Origin of the sequence: Clostridium sp. DSM 17811 (assembly GCF_018861905.1) — a bacterium.
In the GTDB taxonomy this organism is placed as follows: domain Bacteria; phylum Bacillota; class Clostridia; order Clostridiales; family Clostridiaceae; genus Clostridium_AD; species Clostridium_AD frigoriphilum.
This window is the reverse complement of sequence record NZ_JAHLDU010000002.1, coordinates 263,364-276,982: the sequence shown is the minus strand read 5'-3', so window position 1 is coordinate 276,982 and position 13,619 is coordinate 263,364. Positions and strand designations below refer to the sequence as shown.

General features: G+C 31.6%; 17 protein-coding genes. All 17 read right to left on the bottom strand.

Annotation, left to right across the window (positions count from 1 at the left end):
* Positions 1-14 precede the first annotated feature (14 nt).
* Positions 15-1,130 carry a rod shape-determining protein RodA gene (gene rodA / locus KPL44_RS04010; RefSeq protein WP_216247646.1) on the bottom strand — a complete coding sequence of 372 codons (1,116 nt, stop codon included), beginning with the start codon at positions 1,128-1,130 and terminating at the stop codon, positions 15-17.
* A gap of 93 nt (positions 1,131-1,223) precedes the next feature.
* A complete protein-coding gene (gene minE / locus KPL44_RS04005; RefSeq protein ID WP_216247645.1) occupies positions 1,224-1,487 on the bottom strand; it encodes a cell division topological specificity factor MinE in 264 nt (87 codons plus the stop codon).
* A gap of 15 nt (positions 1,488-1,502) precedes the next feature.
* Entirely contained in the window at positions 1,503-2,306 is an 804-nt protein-coding gene (minD, locus tag KPL44_RS04000) for a septum site-determining protein MinD (RefSeq protein ID WP_216247643.1), read from the bottom strand.
* Positions 2,307-2,319: 13 nt separating this feature from the next.
* Positions 2,320-2,952, bottom strand: coding sequence for a septum site-determining protein MinC (minC, locus tag KPL44_RS03995; RefSeq protein ID WP_216247641.1), 633 nt, complete (start codon positions 2,950-2,952; stop codon positions 2,320-2,322).
* A gap of 286 nt (positions 2,953-3,238) precedes the next feature.
* Entirely contained in the window at positions 3,239-3,730 is a 492-nt protein-coding gene (gene mreD / locus KPL44_RS03990; protein ID WP_216247635.1) for a rod shape-determining protein MreD, read from the bottom strand.
* A 10-nt stretch (positions 3,731-3,740) separates the two neighbouring features.
* Complete coding sequence (gene mreC, locus KPL44_RS03985) at positions 3,741-4,589, bottom strand: rod shape-determining protein MreC (RefSeq protein ID WP_216247633.1); 849 nt, start codon at positions 4,587-4,589, stop codon at positions 3,741-3,743.
* A 2-nt stretch (positions 4,590-4,591) separates the two neighbouring features.
* Entirely contained in the window at positions 4,592-5,599 is a 1,008-nt protein-coding gene (locus tag KPL44_RS03980; RefSeq protein WP_216119694.1) for a rod shape-determining protein, read from the bottom strand.
* 20 nt (positions 5,600-5,619) lie between these two features.
* Positions 5,620-6,306 (bottom strand): RadC family protein, encoded by a 687-nt coding sequence (radC, locus tag KPL44_RS03975; RefSeq protein WP_216247630.1) that lies wholly within the window; start codon positions 6,304-6,306, stop codon positions 5,620-5,622.
* Positions 6,307-6,317: 11 nt separating this feature from the next.
* A complete protein-coding gene (locus tag KPL44_RS03970) occupies positions 6,318-6,893 on the bottom strand; it encodes a Maf-like protein (protein WP_216247628.1) in 576 nt (191 codons plus the stop codon).
* Between the two features lie 10 nt (positions 6,894-6,903).
* Positions 6,904-7,119, bottom strand: a complete 216-nt coding sequence (locus tag KPL44_RS03965; protein ID WP_253201628.1) for a DUF4321 domain-containing protein — start codon at positions 7,117-7,119, stop codon at positions 6,904-6,906.
* A gap of 158 nt (positions 7,120-7,277) precedes the next feature.
* The gene (locus KPL44_RS03960; RefSeq protein WP_216247625.1) at positions 7,278-8,006 is read right to left on the bottom strand and encodes a hypothetical protein; all 729 of its coding nucleotides are present in this window, start codon (positions 8,004-8,006) and stop codon (positions 7,278-7,280) included.
* A gap of 166 nt (positions 8,007-8,172) precedes the next feature.
* Complete coding sequence (locus KPL44_RS03955; RefSeq protein WP_216247623.1) at positions 8,173-8,688, bottom strand: hypothetical protein; 516 nt, start codon at positions 8,686-8,688, stop codon at positions 8,173-8,175.
* A 116-nt stretch (positions 8,689-8,804) separates the two neighbouring features.
* Entirely contained in the window at positions 8,805-8,930 is a 126-nt protein-coding gene (locus KPL44_RS25700) for a hypothetical protein (RefSeq protein WP_264174136.1), read from the bottom strand.
* 778 nt (positions 8,931-9,708) lie between these two features.
* The gene (locus KPL44_RS03950) at positions 9,709-9,846 is read right to left on the bottom strand and encodes a hypothetical protein (RefSeq protein WP_216247621.1); all 138 of its coding nucleotides are present in this window, start codon (positions 9,844-9,846) and stop codon (positions 9,709-9,711) included.
* A 54-nt stretch (positions 9,847-9,900) separates the two neighbouring features.
* Positions 9,901-10,977, bottom strand: a complete 1,077-nt coding sequence (locus KPL44_RS03945) for a hypothetical protein (RefSeq protein WP_216247619.1) — start codon at positions 10,975-10,977, stop codon at positions 9,901-9,903.
* Positions 10,978-11,453: 476 nt separating this feature from the next.
* A complete protein-coding gene (locus tag KPL44_RS03940; protein WP_216247617.1) occupies positions 11,454-12,056 on the bottom strand; it encodes a recombinase family protein in 603 nt (200 codons plus the stop codon).
* Between the two features lie 538 nt (positions 12,057-12,594).
* Positions 12,595-13,272 (bottom strand): hypothetical protein, encoded by a 678-nt coding sequence (locus KPL44_RS03935; protein WP_216247615.1) that lies wholly within the window; start codon positions 13,270-13,272, stop codon positions 12,595-12,597.
* Positions 13,273-13,619 lie beyond the last annotated feature (347 nt).

Sequence of the window (13,619 nt, the reverse complement as noted above, 5' to 3'; positions counted from 1 at the left end):
GCGCTGAAATATCATCAAAAGTTTATTTTATTTCTTCTCATCCCTACATTTAACACAAGTCCTAGTGATATAAAGCATGTTAGCATCGAGCTTCCACCATAACTCACAAATGGAAGGGTTATTCCTGTAATAGGCATAAGTCCAATTGTCATCCCGATATTTTCCATTATTAAAAATAGCAAACTTGAAATATACCCCACACATAATACCGTTCCAAAGATATCCTTAGATTCTTTCGCAATTTTTATTAATCTATATATAAGAATACCATATAATAATAGCAACATTAATGCACCAATAAGTCCCCATTCTTCTGATAAAACCGCAAAAATAAAATCTGTATGATGTTCTGGAATAGAATTAAATTGCACTCCGTTTCCAAATCCACGTCCAAAAATCCCTCCTGAACCTATAGCAAGTTTTGATTGATCCAGTTGAAGTCCAGCACCTGTTATATTTTTGCCAGGTGTAAAGACTGATAAGAGTCTTACTTTCCAGTAAGATTGCATTAGCGGTGAATTCCATACACCTACAACTAAAATCAAAATTGAAGTTATTCCTCCAATTATCACTTTATAATTTAGTCCTATACAATAAAATATACCAAGCACTATAAAAAAGCTAACCATAGTCATTCCCATATCAGGTTGAATAACAATTAATAACATTGGCACTGCTGCATAAAATATTAACTCTAACAGATTTTTAGGATCATTGATTTTCCCTTCCATTTCATCTAATTTCTTGGCAATCATTATTGTCATGCCAATTTTAGCGAATTCCGAAGGTTGTATATTGACCGGACCAATATTTATCCAAGAATTTGCACCATTGGTGACTTTTCCAAAAACATCACCAATTATTAGCAGTATAATGCTTGCCCAATATATTATAACGGCATAATTTTCTATTAACATATAATCAAAAGCCAAAAGAATACACAACACAACAAGACCTACTATAAACCACATAATCTGCAATTTAAAAATATGAGTTTCATAATTCTTTACTGTGGCACTATAAATATTTACACATCCAAAAATCACGATACAAATCGTAATTATAATTGTAACATAATCTAATTCTCTTAAAAGTTTCTTATTAAGTCTTAGGCTTTGTAGAAATTTCATGTTTAAACCTACCTCCATCTCAAATATGATTATATCATATAAAAATAAAATAGCTATGCATAAGTTGATAATTATACATAGCTCTTAGATCTCTTATCTTTTTATCTTTTTTATTGGTATATTGGCAATTAGCGCTGGTGAACTACCTTCATATTCATCTGTTGTTGTTAATCTAACCTCAATATTTCCAGTTTCTATTTCAGCGTATTTTGAAATTACCTGTAATATGTCACTTTTAATCATTTCCAAAAAATCAGGTGAAAAGTCTGCTCTATCATGTATTAAAATTAATTTTAATCTATCACTTGCAATATCCTTTGAGAAAATTTTGTTAGAAAATATTTTTAGTATATTCATCTATGTCCCCCCCTCTCATATTGCTTTAAACATTCTTTTTAAAGTAGCAAAAAAGCCTGCCTCACTTGATGATCCATTTAGTGAAGCATAGGTCACTTCCTCACCCATTATTCGCCTTGCTATGTTTTTAAAAGCGAGTCCAGCAATTGACTTGTCATCTAAAACAATCGGCTCTCCTTTATTAGTAGAAATTGTAACCTTCCTATCGTCTGGTACAACTCCAATTAATTTAATTGCAAGGCATTCTATAATATCATCTACAGACAGCATGTCCCCATTTTTTGTCATTTCATAATTCATCCTGTTTATTATAACCTCATGCCTATCAATTCCTTTAGAATCTAATTTCCCTATTACCCTATCTGCATCTCTAACAGATGTAAGTTCTGGGTTTACAACTATAATGGCTCTATCTGCTCCAACTATAGCATTTTCAAATCCTTGCTCGATGCCAGCAGGGCAATCTATAATAACATAATCAAAATCTTCCTTTAACTCGTTTACAACCATGAGCATATCTTTTATATTAATGTCATTTTTGTCTCTTGTTTGAGCCGTTGGCAATAAAAATAAATTATTAAATCTTTTATCTTTTATTAAGGCTTGTTTTAATCTACATCTTTTTTCTATAACATCTACTAATGTAAAAACCACTCTATTTTCAAGTCCCATCAAGACATCGAGATTACGAAGTCCTGTATCTCCATCAATTACTACAACCTTCTTATCCATTGATGCAATAGCTGTTCCTATATTTGCTGTGGTCGTCGTTTTACCTACGCCACCCTTACCCGAAGTTATAACTATAGATTCTCCCATGTGAACTCCTCCATTAAATATATTTATTAGGTAAATACGGTTCTACAATAATATTTCCATTTTTAATTTTTGCTACCTCAGGATATTTAGGTTTTACTTCATCTTCAGGAGACCTTGTTACAATACCACCAATCTGGAGTATTTGAGGTTCCAACTTAAACGCAGCAATTATGGCTTTATCATTACCATTAGAACCTGCATGAACAACTCCTCTTAATGTACCAAATACAATTATATTTCCTGCTGCATATATTTCTGCTCCTGGATTTACATCACCAATTATAATTATATTACCAGGATAATTTATACTTTGTCCACTTCTTATTGTTTTTCTCAAAAATTTAGTTCTTCCCTCGTATATGCCAGTAAACACATTTCCAATAGACTCTTCTTGATTTTGAAAAATACAATCACTAATTAAAAATTCATCAAATAATATTTCCTTTAATTTTCTACTTTCCCTCTCATTTATGTATTTTAGCTCAGTAGTTATTTTTAGTGTACTACCTTTGTAGAATTTCCTTCCCTGCGCAAGCTTATCAATTAAAGCCTCTAACATATCATCAAAGTCACTAAAATGGTTCATATTTATAACTACATTTAATCCCTCTTTATTTCCTTTAATAACTATTTTATCTGTAACCATAACCTTAACCTCCTAGCTCTCATCTGGGGTGTGTGTGACACTAAAATAAATAAAACGTTCCTAAATCAATTATTAATTATTTTTTCATAATTGAACTGTTACACAACTTAACTTATCATATTATTTCAACATAATACAAGTAAATTCCTTCTTAATTTTAATATTAATATTTATATATATATTATTCATACTTATAAAACCAAATAAACTCCAACAAACAAATTTGTCAGAGTTTATTTGTTAAGTATTCTATCAACCTTTTAATAATAAACTAAAAGTGCTTTCGTTAAAATCCCCATTCTCTCTTCATATATTCCTTTTGGGATAGTTTATACGTAAACTTATACATAAAAATAGAAATTATTAAATTGTATATTGCCTGATATAGTATTACTCTCATATATACATCTTGTTTTATAAAAAACAATATAGAAAATAGTATTAATCCCTTTACTAAACTTAACACAAAAGATGATATTATTGGGAAAAATGATTTTTCAATAAATATGTTTTTACCTATTTTTGCAGCAACAAAACACATAAGCATATTGCTTAGCATATTGATTCCAACCGCATTTAAGAAATACACATCCTGGAGTGCTCCAGTAAAAACCCCAATTATCACTGCATCTCTTGGAGAACTAACAATAGAGTAACACAGTGCAAATATAAATAATAGACTTGGGTATGCACCATTAATCTTAAGTAAAGGCATTAAAGTATTATCTAATATTAGAAATAGAATACATAAAAATACTATTGTTAATATTCTCTTCATAATACAACCCCTAATATTTTATTTCTCCAGCTTTTGCATCTGTTGGTACCACAATGAAAACCTCTTCTATCTTTGAAAAATCAACATATGGTTTTATTATAGCCCCTTTCATTACTGCACCTTTATCTTCATGAACGCTTAATACGCTTCCAATTCTTATTCCAGATGGATATTTACCTCCAAGTCCAGATGTTACTATTACATCACCTTTTTTTATTTTTGACTCTAAAGAAAGACGCTGTATTTGTGCAAGTGATTTATTATTTTCATCTGTATATCCTTTTACAATACCATTATCTCTTGTTCTATCAACAAGACCTGCCACTGCAATATTTTCATTAGCCAAGCATTGTACTATCGACCAATTATCGCCAACTGAATTAACTTGTCCTACAAGTCCATCCCCAGTCATAGCGACCATTCCTTTTTTTATTCCACTCGTTTCACCCTTATTTATTGTAAATCCATCTGAAAAACTATTTCCACACAATCCATTTATATCAGCACCTATATAACTATATTGGGCGTTTTTATCTGAAAATTTAAACATTTTGCTTACTCTTTCATTCTTTTTTATTAAAGCACTGTATTCTATGACTTTGCTTTGGAGCTCACTATTAGTCCTTCTAAGTTCTTCATTCTCTGTTTTAACATTTGAGATATTAGTTATAAATTTAAAAGAACTTTTTATTTTAAAAAATCCACTAAAAAATACACCTTGTACTGAATTCATTGTTACCCCAACACCATTTTCCACAAAAGACATTTTCTCTCGATTTACACTATAACCTATTAGTGATAAAAAGGTAACTGACAGTAATATAATTACTACTGCCAGTTTGTTTTTTAAAAATTTCATATTTACCTTCTCTTACTCATAACATCTATATTATCGAGAGCTTTTCCTGCTCCAATAGCTACACAATCAAGTGGATTTTCAGCTATGTGCACAGGCATATGTGTTTCCCTGTTGATAAGTGCATCTATTCCTTTTAGAAGCGCTCCTCCACCAGTTAACATAATTCCTTTTTCCATAATATCTGATGCAAGTTCTGGTGGGGTTTTTTCAAGTGTAGTTATTATTGCTTCAATTATTGATTGAACCGGCTCACTGAGTGCTTCTCTTACTTCCTTTTGTGTTACTTCTATAACTTTTGGAAGTCCTGTTATTAAATCTCTTCCTGTTATCTCCATGCTCATATCATCATCTTCTTGTTCGTATACTGATCCAAGTTCCATTTTAATATTTTCTGAAGTTCTCTCACCTATCATAAGACTATACTGTTTTTTAACAAAAGCTATTATAGCTTGATCGAACTCATCACCTGCAACTCTTAAAGATTTACACGTTACAATTCCACCGAGTGAAATTATGGCAACCTCTGTAGTTCCGCCTCCAATGTCCACTATCATACTTCCAGTTGGTTCATTTACAGGTAGACCAGCCCCAATAGCGGCTGCAAATGGTTCTTCCATTAAATATGCATCTCGTGCCCCTGCACTTTTAGTTGCTCCCTCTATTGCTCTTTTTTCAACCTCAGTTACGCCAGACGGATATCCAACTACAATTCTTGGACTTGTAAATCCTTTTGGACTAACTTTGTTTATGAAGTGTCTAAGCATTTTTTCAGTAATATCAAAATCTGCAATCACTCCATCCTTCATAGGACGAATTGCAACTATATTACCTGGAGTTCTACCTATCATTTGTTTAGCTTCTTCACCAACGGCTAGAACCTTATTAGTATTTATATTTATAGCTACAACAGAAGGTTCACGTAAAACAATACCTTTCCCCTTCAAGTAAACTAATGTGTTTGCTGTTCCTAAATCTATTCCCATATCACGAGACGTTCCGAATATTCCCATTATAATTTCTCCTTTCGTATCTAAAGCATTCCTTTTTCTTTTAAACTTGTATAAACCCCATTACCAATAATTATATGATCAAGTAGCTCTATTCCTAGTAATTTACCACATTCCTTAAGTCTTATAGTAATGCTTATGTCTTCCTTACTAGGAGTTGGGTCTCCTGACGGATGATTGTGACAAATAACAACGGAAGCACTACAATTTTTAATAGCTTCGTAAAAAACTTCTCTCGGATGAACTATTGAAGTATTTAAATTACCAATTGAGATATCCTTTATGCTAATAATTACATTCTTTGTATTGAGCATAACTAATTTAAGATATTCCTTTTTTAAGTATCTCATTTCTTCCATAAGATACTCTGCTACATCTTTTGGTGATGTAATTTTATATTCTTCTCCTGATTTATAGCTTCTAAATCTTTTGGAAATTTCAACAAGTGCTAAAAGTTGTGTCGCTTTGGCATTTCCAACACCTTTTAAATTCATAAATTCCTCTGCACTTGAACTGAAAAGTCCATTTAGTCCGCCACACTGCGAAATTATTCTACTACAAAGACTTACAATATTTTCATTTTTTGATCCTACCCTAAGTATTATAGCTAATAGTTCATTGTTGGATAAAGTTTCAGCACCGTATCTTAACAATTTTTCCCTTGGTCTCTCATTTTGAGGCAAATCCATAATTTTGAACGTCATACCCATAAACAACTCCTTTATAGATTGACCCCCATTTCCCTTAACATATAATATAATTTGTTCACTGGCAACCCCACAACACTATAGTAACAGCCCTTTAATTCTTTAACGAATAAAGATGCTCCTCCTTGTATAGCATAAGCTCCAGCCATACCTAATGGTTCTTTTGTTTCTATGTAATTGTTTATGTCTTTTATTGATAACTTTGAAAATTTTACTCTAGTGCACACATACTCAGTATTAATTACCTTAGTTTGCGAATTTATTACCGCAATTCCTGTATATACCTCATGTGTATTGTTACTTAGATTACTAAGCATTTTGAAAGCCTCGTAACTATCTTTAGGTTTTCCTAGCACTTCACCCTTAAAATAAACAACAGTGTCACAACCTATTATAGCAGTTGGTTTTTTCACGCTACTACAAATAGCCATAGCCTTACCTTTTGCTAAGGTCATAACATATTCGCCACAATTCCCAGAAAACATTATGTCACTCTCTTCAAAGTCACTTGCCATTATCTGAAAATTACTAGTTATTTTTTTTAGGAGTTCAGCCCTACGTGGCGAGGCAGAAGCTAAAATAATATCCACTACATCACTCCTAATATTTTCTATATAATATTATTGCCAAAATAATGCCTATAATAGTCATAATATTAATATTAAAATTTATACCGAAAGTTACTGCGAATGCTTTAAAATCTATAAGCATAGGATTACTCATCCCTATGGTGTACGTACTCTTCAAAAATTTAAGTGCAGCCACGTTGTCTCCTAATAGTTCACCTATAAAACTTCCAGAAATAGCTCCTATCATTATAAAAAAAACAAAATATGGATTTTTTCTTTCTGCACTCTTCAAATTATACCCCCCCACCTTACTTATATATCTTATACATCTTATACATTTTAACATTTAATAAATTCATACACAAGTGCATAAATTTATTATTCAGAAAAAATTTATAATTATACCTATATCAGTTTCTTTATAAATTTATATATATATATATATCCGTCCTCTGTTTTTTCTTTTTCAACTTTTATTGGCAAGGCAGTTAAATAAGATTTTATAGTTGTCATTGAGACATAACTTTTATTTTTCGTATCTGCACCAGTTAAAGTCGCCATCCATTTTTTTAATTCTGCAGTTTCAACATATTTAGTATCCTTTTCCGAAAGTTTATTTAATATTTTAATATCTGCACTAATCATTTCATTAGTTTGCGCACTTGTTAAATCCTTACCTTCCAGCTGGAAATTAATTTTTGAATAAGTTATTTTTTTTGCCGTAAGTTCTTTAATAATACTATCAGCTCCACTTTTAGGATATACCCCAAGTAACACTTTATTTAACTTATCTTCCACAATAATAAATGGTGTACCATATTCAGCTAGACTCTTTTTGAGTACAAGTGCGCTTTCCATTTTGGTAAAAACACCACATTGTAATGCTACATATTCTTTAATATCATTTTGAGTTGTATCTTTAGAACTATCCCCACTAACTTTATTTATTTTTGTATCTTTTTGCAAACTTATTTTAGTAACTTTATTATCTGCACTCGCTATTTTACTATTATTAGGTAATAGCTTTGCAAAAATAGTGCCCAAAGCAATTGCAACTATTAGTATTAATGTAATAACAATTATAAAATTGTTATTTTTCTTAGGTCGTTTGTAATTATATCTAGTATATCTCACTCTATCATCCCCTAACTTAATAAGTTCTTATTTATAATATTATTATTTAAAAACTTATTTTAGAATAAAAAAATAAATATAAATAATATAATTAAAATAACCCTATAAAATTTATAGGGTTGTAATGAAAATAAGTTCTGTTTTTATGTTAAATAAATGTTATTTTCTATTCATCTCTGTACATAAGGGATACTTTTACAATTCTCGAAACTATTTCTCTTGCTTCTACATAAGGATCCCCGTATCTAGTCAAGCGCCTAAATATTGCAGGATTATATTTTTCAATTCTTTTTACAATCGAATCTACCTCATTATATTGAAGACTAGGTGAAGCCGTCATACTAGGTCTATCAGGTTGGTTCTGATACTTATCAATATAGCTTTTGTTTTTATTTACCTCATCGTAATCGTCCATAGCTTCATTTCTATACATTCTACCCAATTGATTAAATTCATTCATAGACCTTGCATAATTAAATTGACCCATACCCACCCAGGGATTTATTCCCCTATATTGGTTCGTTTCCATATTAGAATTCATATCCTGCATATATCCCACGGGCATTCCCATATTTGACATCATATTCATTTGGTCATATCCATACATCATAGATTGTAATGGCACCATGTCATATTCTTCAATCATGTCTATGGCTTCACTATTGCTGTCCTCTATTTTCATAATTATCCTCCCATTTTAATATTATTAATACATTAACAATTTATGCTAAATGTAAGAGTTTGATACTAGTTTTATAAAAAAAATAAAGAGGGTGCAATTACACCCTCTTTATGCCACTATTTGCTTAATCCACGTACAGGCTTTCTCATATTCGCATCTCCATTAATAATTACAGGATTTTCTTCCTTACTTTTATTTACCTTCTGTTGATTTTCATTAGGCCCACTATTTTTATTTTTCATAAATAACACCTCTTTCAGATGTTAGTTTTTCCATATTTCTTTTTATAATTCATTTGTTCTAAAATTCATATCTACCAATATTAAAATATTTTTTGGTATAAAAAAAGTACCAACACCTTCAAAGTGCTGATACTACTGAATTTAACTTGGTGCAACAGACGGGACTTGAACCCGTATGGTCTCCCACACGTCCCTTAAACGTGCCAACGAATCAGTACCCCTAGAACCCTTTATATAAGCCATAGTTGGTTAATTTTCTTGTAAAACTATCACACGTCCTCGGACATATCTATTGGTTAAATAATAGCTTCATTTCGATGTAAAGTCAAGGTATTATTATCTAGTTCAATGATACTATCTAAGTGTATCTAAGCGTGTTGATATACTTCAGACTATATATGTACCAAAGTGTCCTTGTCCTACCGTTACAAGCCTTAGGTGCTTATAATGTATATAGTCTGGTATCCATTCATATCCATTGATTTCATCGTTAAATCTAGCTATTGCAAGGCATTTTTACGAACAAATGTTCGTATTTCTCCGAATGACTTCATTATCCTATACCAAGTAAACTTCGTAACAGACTTCACCTTTTCTCAGCGTGATGGAGGTGTCTATAATCCCTTTTAAAATATAGAAGCAAATGTACTATTCGATTACCTATCAACCCATAATCATTAATATGCGTCATCTTATACCTTTCCATTGCCCAATACACTTATGAGTGTACATCTCAACATAGAATTTCATCTTACTCTTACTTCCAATATATAGGCTCTTATACAATTGAATGTCTTACTTGATATAGTCCTAATCCATCAAATGATATATCTCTGTAGTCAAAAATCTCGATAACTCTTCCCTTGCTAGAGCCTGTACCCAAACCTAGATTCCGCCACTTCTCTTTTGTAAACATACAGAGTCCTATCTAGTTCTTATCTCTTCTTACTGAGATTCAAAAGAGAATATATTAATTAAAAGTGCTTAAATATCTAGTAAATACCCATCCTTTAACACATATGTTTTCATCAGTAAATTCTATTAATGTCCAACTTTTATTCTTATATTTATTCTTCACGTTATTCTTATTCTCATTTAAAATTCTAACTACTTGTACACGTTTTAAATTATATATAATCCTAGCATTTACGGAATTACTAATTCTAATGTTTAAACTCTCTGCGTTAACAAATCCATATTCACTTAATGCCTTTTTAGCATTTATATCATGCCTATAGTTGATATCAGATTGTTTTATTACTTCCTTTTTTATATCTTTTATAACCTTATTTTTATTACTTTGAATTTCAACTTTACCTTTAACAGATTCAATTGATGTTCTTATTACTCCCTTAGCATAATCAAGATAACATTGATATAGTGGATTAATCAAAAGCATCACTATTATAAAAACCACCAGAGGATGTTGAAACTTTATTCCTTCGTAAATTTTAATGAATTTCTCTTCCAAAGGAGTATCACTATTAATACAATCATTAATTTCATCTATAGCATCATCCATAAAAATGGTTCCATCTTCATTTATTTTTATGTTGCTTATATCTATGTCCTTGAACTGACTACTCCACTTGTTTTGCATGTCTGCTAACACTGTACTTACGCACGATACTGATGTCATAAGTGCTGAAACTCTACCAATATCCTTAAACTGATTACCCCACTTGTTTTGCATATTTGCTAACACTGCACTTACGCCCATTAACGGTGTCATGCTTGCTGACATAATTGCGGAAACTCTGCCAATGTCCTTGAACTGACTACCAACATTGTTTTGCATATTTGCTAACACTGCACTTACACCCATTAACGGTGTCATGCTTGCTGACATAATTGCGGAAACTCTGCCAATGTCCTTGAACTGACTACCCACATTGTTTTGCATACCTGCTAACACTGAACTTACACCCATTAACGGTGTCATACTTGCTGACATCCCACTGATGCCCTTGAACTGTTTGGTTAATTTATCAAATTGCTTTTTTATTGCTTCGTCATTTTCTTCGTCATTTTCCTCTTGATTTCCCACTATTTAATCCTCCATTCCATTAGTAATTTTCCTAAAAGATAATTTTTCCTCATACTTTATTACACAACCGAACATATCACATATGTATATTATACAATCAATAATACAGTCTTACAACTTAACCCTCATCTTGCTAACATTGTAAAATAATCTACAACAGACTATATACTACTATGGAATGATATGAGGGATAGGTTTGTTTTACTCGATAAATCTTATAATTACTTTCAAATCAACTTTAAAGAATTTGTTCATTATATCTATTCAATATTTTTCTTCCAGTGCCGAAGGTACTATACTATATAGTATAGTATAGCATGTCCTAAAAAGTTGTTAACCACCCTCCCCCTTTATTATAGGAACGCGATATTAGTGCATGACATCGTATTAGAATGAAAAAATAGGTGAATCTACTGTCACCTATTACAATTTATTTCTCTCGCATCCTTGCCACGTTGATTTTTCAACCATATGACCTAATTGCTTTCATACTGCTTTACCAATTTGTAGAAGGTATTCTTCTTTAGTCCTAATTGCTCCATCGCTTTTACTGCCGTTATTTCTTCTGCTTTCCAGTCCTTATATACCTTCTTCCATTCCTTTGGATAATCTACCTTCGGTCTTCCAATTCCCTTACCATTATTCTTTGCTTTCAGTACTGCTATGCCTTCCGCTTGTCTTGTTCTTATATTCATTCTCTCTTGTTCTGCCATGGTACTTAGCACCTCTAACAGTAAGTTATTAATCATATCAATTAACCACTCTTGCCCTTCTGCAATCTCCATCATTGTTGTTGGAATGTCTAGTATCTTTACCCTTACGCCTTCTGCCTTATAGTATTCCAACTCATCCTTTATTTGCTGTTTATTCCTTCCTAATCTATCCAATGACTTTATGTATATTGTATCGCCTCTCTGTGAAACCTTTCTGAGTAATTGATACTGAGGTCTTTCCATATCCTTACCACTTTGCTTATCAGTGAATATATATCCTTCATCAACGTGCTTTCGAAGTTCTACCATTTGTCTGTCTAAGTTTTGTTCTTTGGTGCTTACTCGTGCATACCCATATATTCTCATTTTCCAACCTCCACCCTTTACTTATAACATGTAAATAATATATCATATCAGTTTGTAAAGGTCAATGTTTATTTACAAACGTTTTTAAATCATTTCATTACCTTATCAAACGGTATGAATGGCTTAAAGTGGTCAACTTTATTCTATCCTTTAAGGTATACCTTTATAAACTTACATTGATTCCTAACTATAACAAGTCATGTTAATGTCTATTATGCCTTTTATGAGTATAAGGTTAAATCAACTACAGTCTCTAAGATAAAATATTATTTTATCTTCTTCATTGCCAAGTATAAAAGTAACTGTAAATAATCAGTTGATAAGTAATTGCTAAATCACATCTGAACTCAATAAAAAGCAATAGATTCCTCCATTGCTTTTACCCCTTTAATAATACAATTACTGATAATAACTATCCAGTAATTGTATTATTTGTCTAACGACCATATATGTTATTAAGTCTATACATTTCTTAGACAAGCAATTCTCTACTTACGATATAAACATTTCATAATCATCTATTTAATTTCCTCCTATATTATAGACCAGACTTAGTAGCATCCTTTTTAACAGTTTTACTTTCGTATATAACATCCATTGACGGCTCAAACTTATCGCCTTGTAGGAATAGTGTTATAATGGTGTTGGGTAAGTTCCACTTTGTACCATAGATTAATCCACCAGTAATTACCGCCATACCCCTCTCTTGGGGACTATCTTTATATAAACTATCCTTCCATATTCCACCGTTATCATAGGTTGATGGCTCGCCGTACTTTGCAATTAATTGTTTTTTTATTGATTCATAGTCGTCAATGTAGTCGTTAGGATTCGAGTGTCTACCAGTAAACATAAACAACCCTTCGGTAAATTTACCTTCACTGTTGAACTGATACGCCAACTGAACATCTGAAATCCCGCATACTCTGTCCTTATACATAATTGCATCATCGGTGGTTGCCATTATCGGAGTCTTTTCTGTTTTTTTAACCTCTTCCCTTGTCATTCCCCATTTAACTTTTCTAAAGTCTGGATTTTTTACTACGGTTTCAACTTCCACTTTCGGTACTGGTTTCGGTATTATTTTTGGTATCGCCTTTGCGGTGGTTGCGGTTTTAGTATCCGTAGTCGATTTTACAGTATTCTTGCTATCGCAACCTACCAGACCAACCATTAGAAAAATACTTAATGTAATTGTCACACCTCTTTTGTTCATTTAAAATCCCCCTTTAGTAAAATTACTTTTCTGTTTCCGTTTCCTCGTCCTCACTTCTCCACCACCGTCAGTTATAAGATGTTTACCACCAGTAATATTATACCATATATGTTTATAATGTTTTAAGGTCATCCAATGTAAAAAAACCTATTTTATTACTACAGTTATCTCAATTCCACTATTAGATAATTCGTATCAAATGAAATCAATATTTTATTCCATTTGTTAGGTATGATTTTCAAAATGAAATCACTACTATCCCTTTGTGACAGTTGATTGTTGACAAGTATAACGTTCGCAATTTTAAACTTCATCATCTTCTTTAATTAAATTATCCTCCATTAGCA

What these genes read in the sequence shown, in the direction of transcription:
- rodA (WP_216247646.1), bottom strand. Translation starts at nt 1,130, where the DNA reads ATGAAATTTCTACAAAGCCTAAGACTTAATAAGAAACTTTTAAGAGAA.
- minE (WP_216247645.1), bottom strand. Translation starts at nt 1,487, where the DNA reads ATGAATATACTAAAAATATTTTCTAACAAAATTTTCTCAAAGGATATT.
- minD (WP_216247643.1), bottom strand. Translation starts at nt 2,306, where the DNA reads ATGGGAGAATCTATAGTTATAACTTCGGGTAAGGGTGGCGTAGGTAAA.
- minC (WP_216247641.1), bottom strand. Translation starts at nt 2,952, where the DNA reads ATGGTTACAGATAAAATAGTTATTAAAGGAAATAAAGAGGGATTAAAT.
- mreD (WP_216247635.1), bottom strand. Translation starts at nt 3,730, where the DNA reads ATGAAGAGAATATTAACAATAGTATTTTTATGTATTCTATTTCTAATA.
- mreC (WP_216247633.1), bottom strand. Translation starts at nt 4,589, where the DNA reads ATGAAATTTTTAAAAAACAAACTGGCAGTAGTAATTATATTACTGTCA.
- KPL44_RS03980 (WP_216119694.1), bottom strand. Translation starts at nt 5,599, where the DNA reads ATGGGAATATTCGGAACGTCTCGTGATATGGGAATAGATTTAGGAACA.
- radC (WP_216247630.1), bottom strand. Translation starts at nt 6,306, where the DNA reads ATGGGTATGACGTTCAAAATTATGGATTTGCCTCAAAATGAGAGACCA.
- KPL44_RS03965 (WP_253201628.1), bottom strand. Translation starts at nt 7,119, where the DNA reads ATGATAGGAGCTATTTCTGGAAGTTTTATAGGTGAACTATTAGGAGAC.
- KPL44_RS03955 (WP_216247623.1), bottom strand. Translation starts at nt 8,688, where the DNA reads ATGAAAATAGAGGACAGCAATAGTGAAGCCATAGACATGATTGAAGAA.
- KPL44_RS25700 (WP_264174136.1), bottom strand. Translation starts at nt 8,930, where the DNA reads ATGAAAAATAAAAATAGTGGGCCTAATGAAAATCAACAGAAGGTAAAT.
- KPL44_RS03950 (WP_216247621.1), bottom strand. Translation starts at nt 9,846, where the DNA reads ATGTTTACAAAAGAGAAGTGGCGGAATCTAGGTTTGGGTACAGGCTCT.
- KPL44_RS03940 (WP_216247617.1), bottom strand. Translation starts at nt 12,056, where the DNA reads ATGAGAATATATGGGTATGCACGAGTAAGCACCAAAGAACAAAACTTA.
- KPL44_RS03935 (WP_216247615.1), bottom strand. Translation starts at nt 13,272, where the DNA reads ATGAACAAAAGAGGTGTGACAATTACATTAAGTATTTTTCTAATGGTT.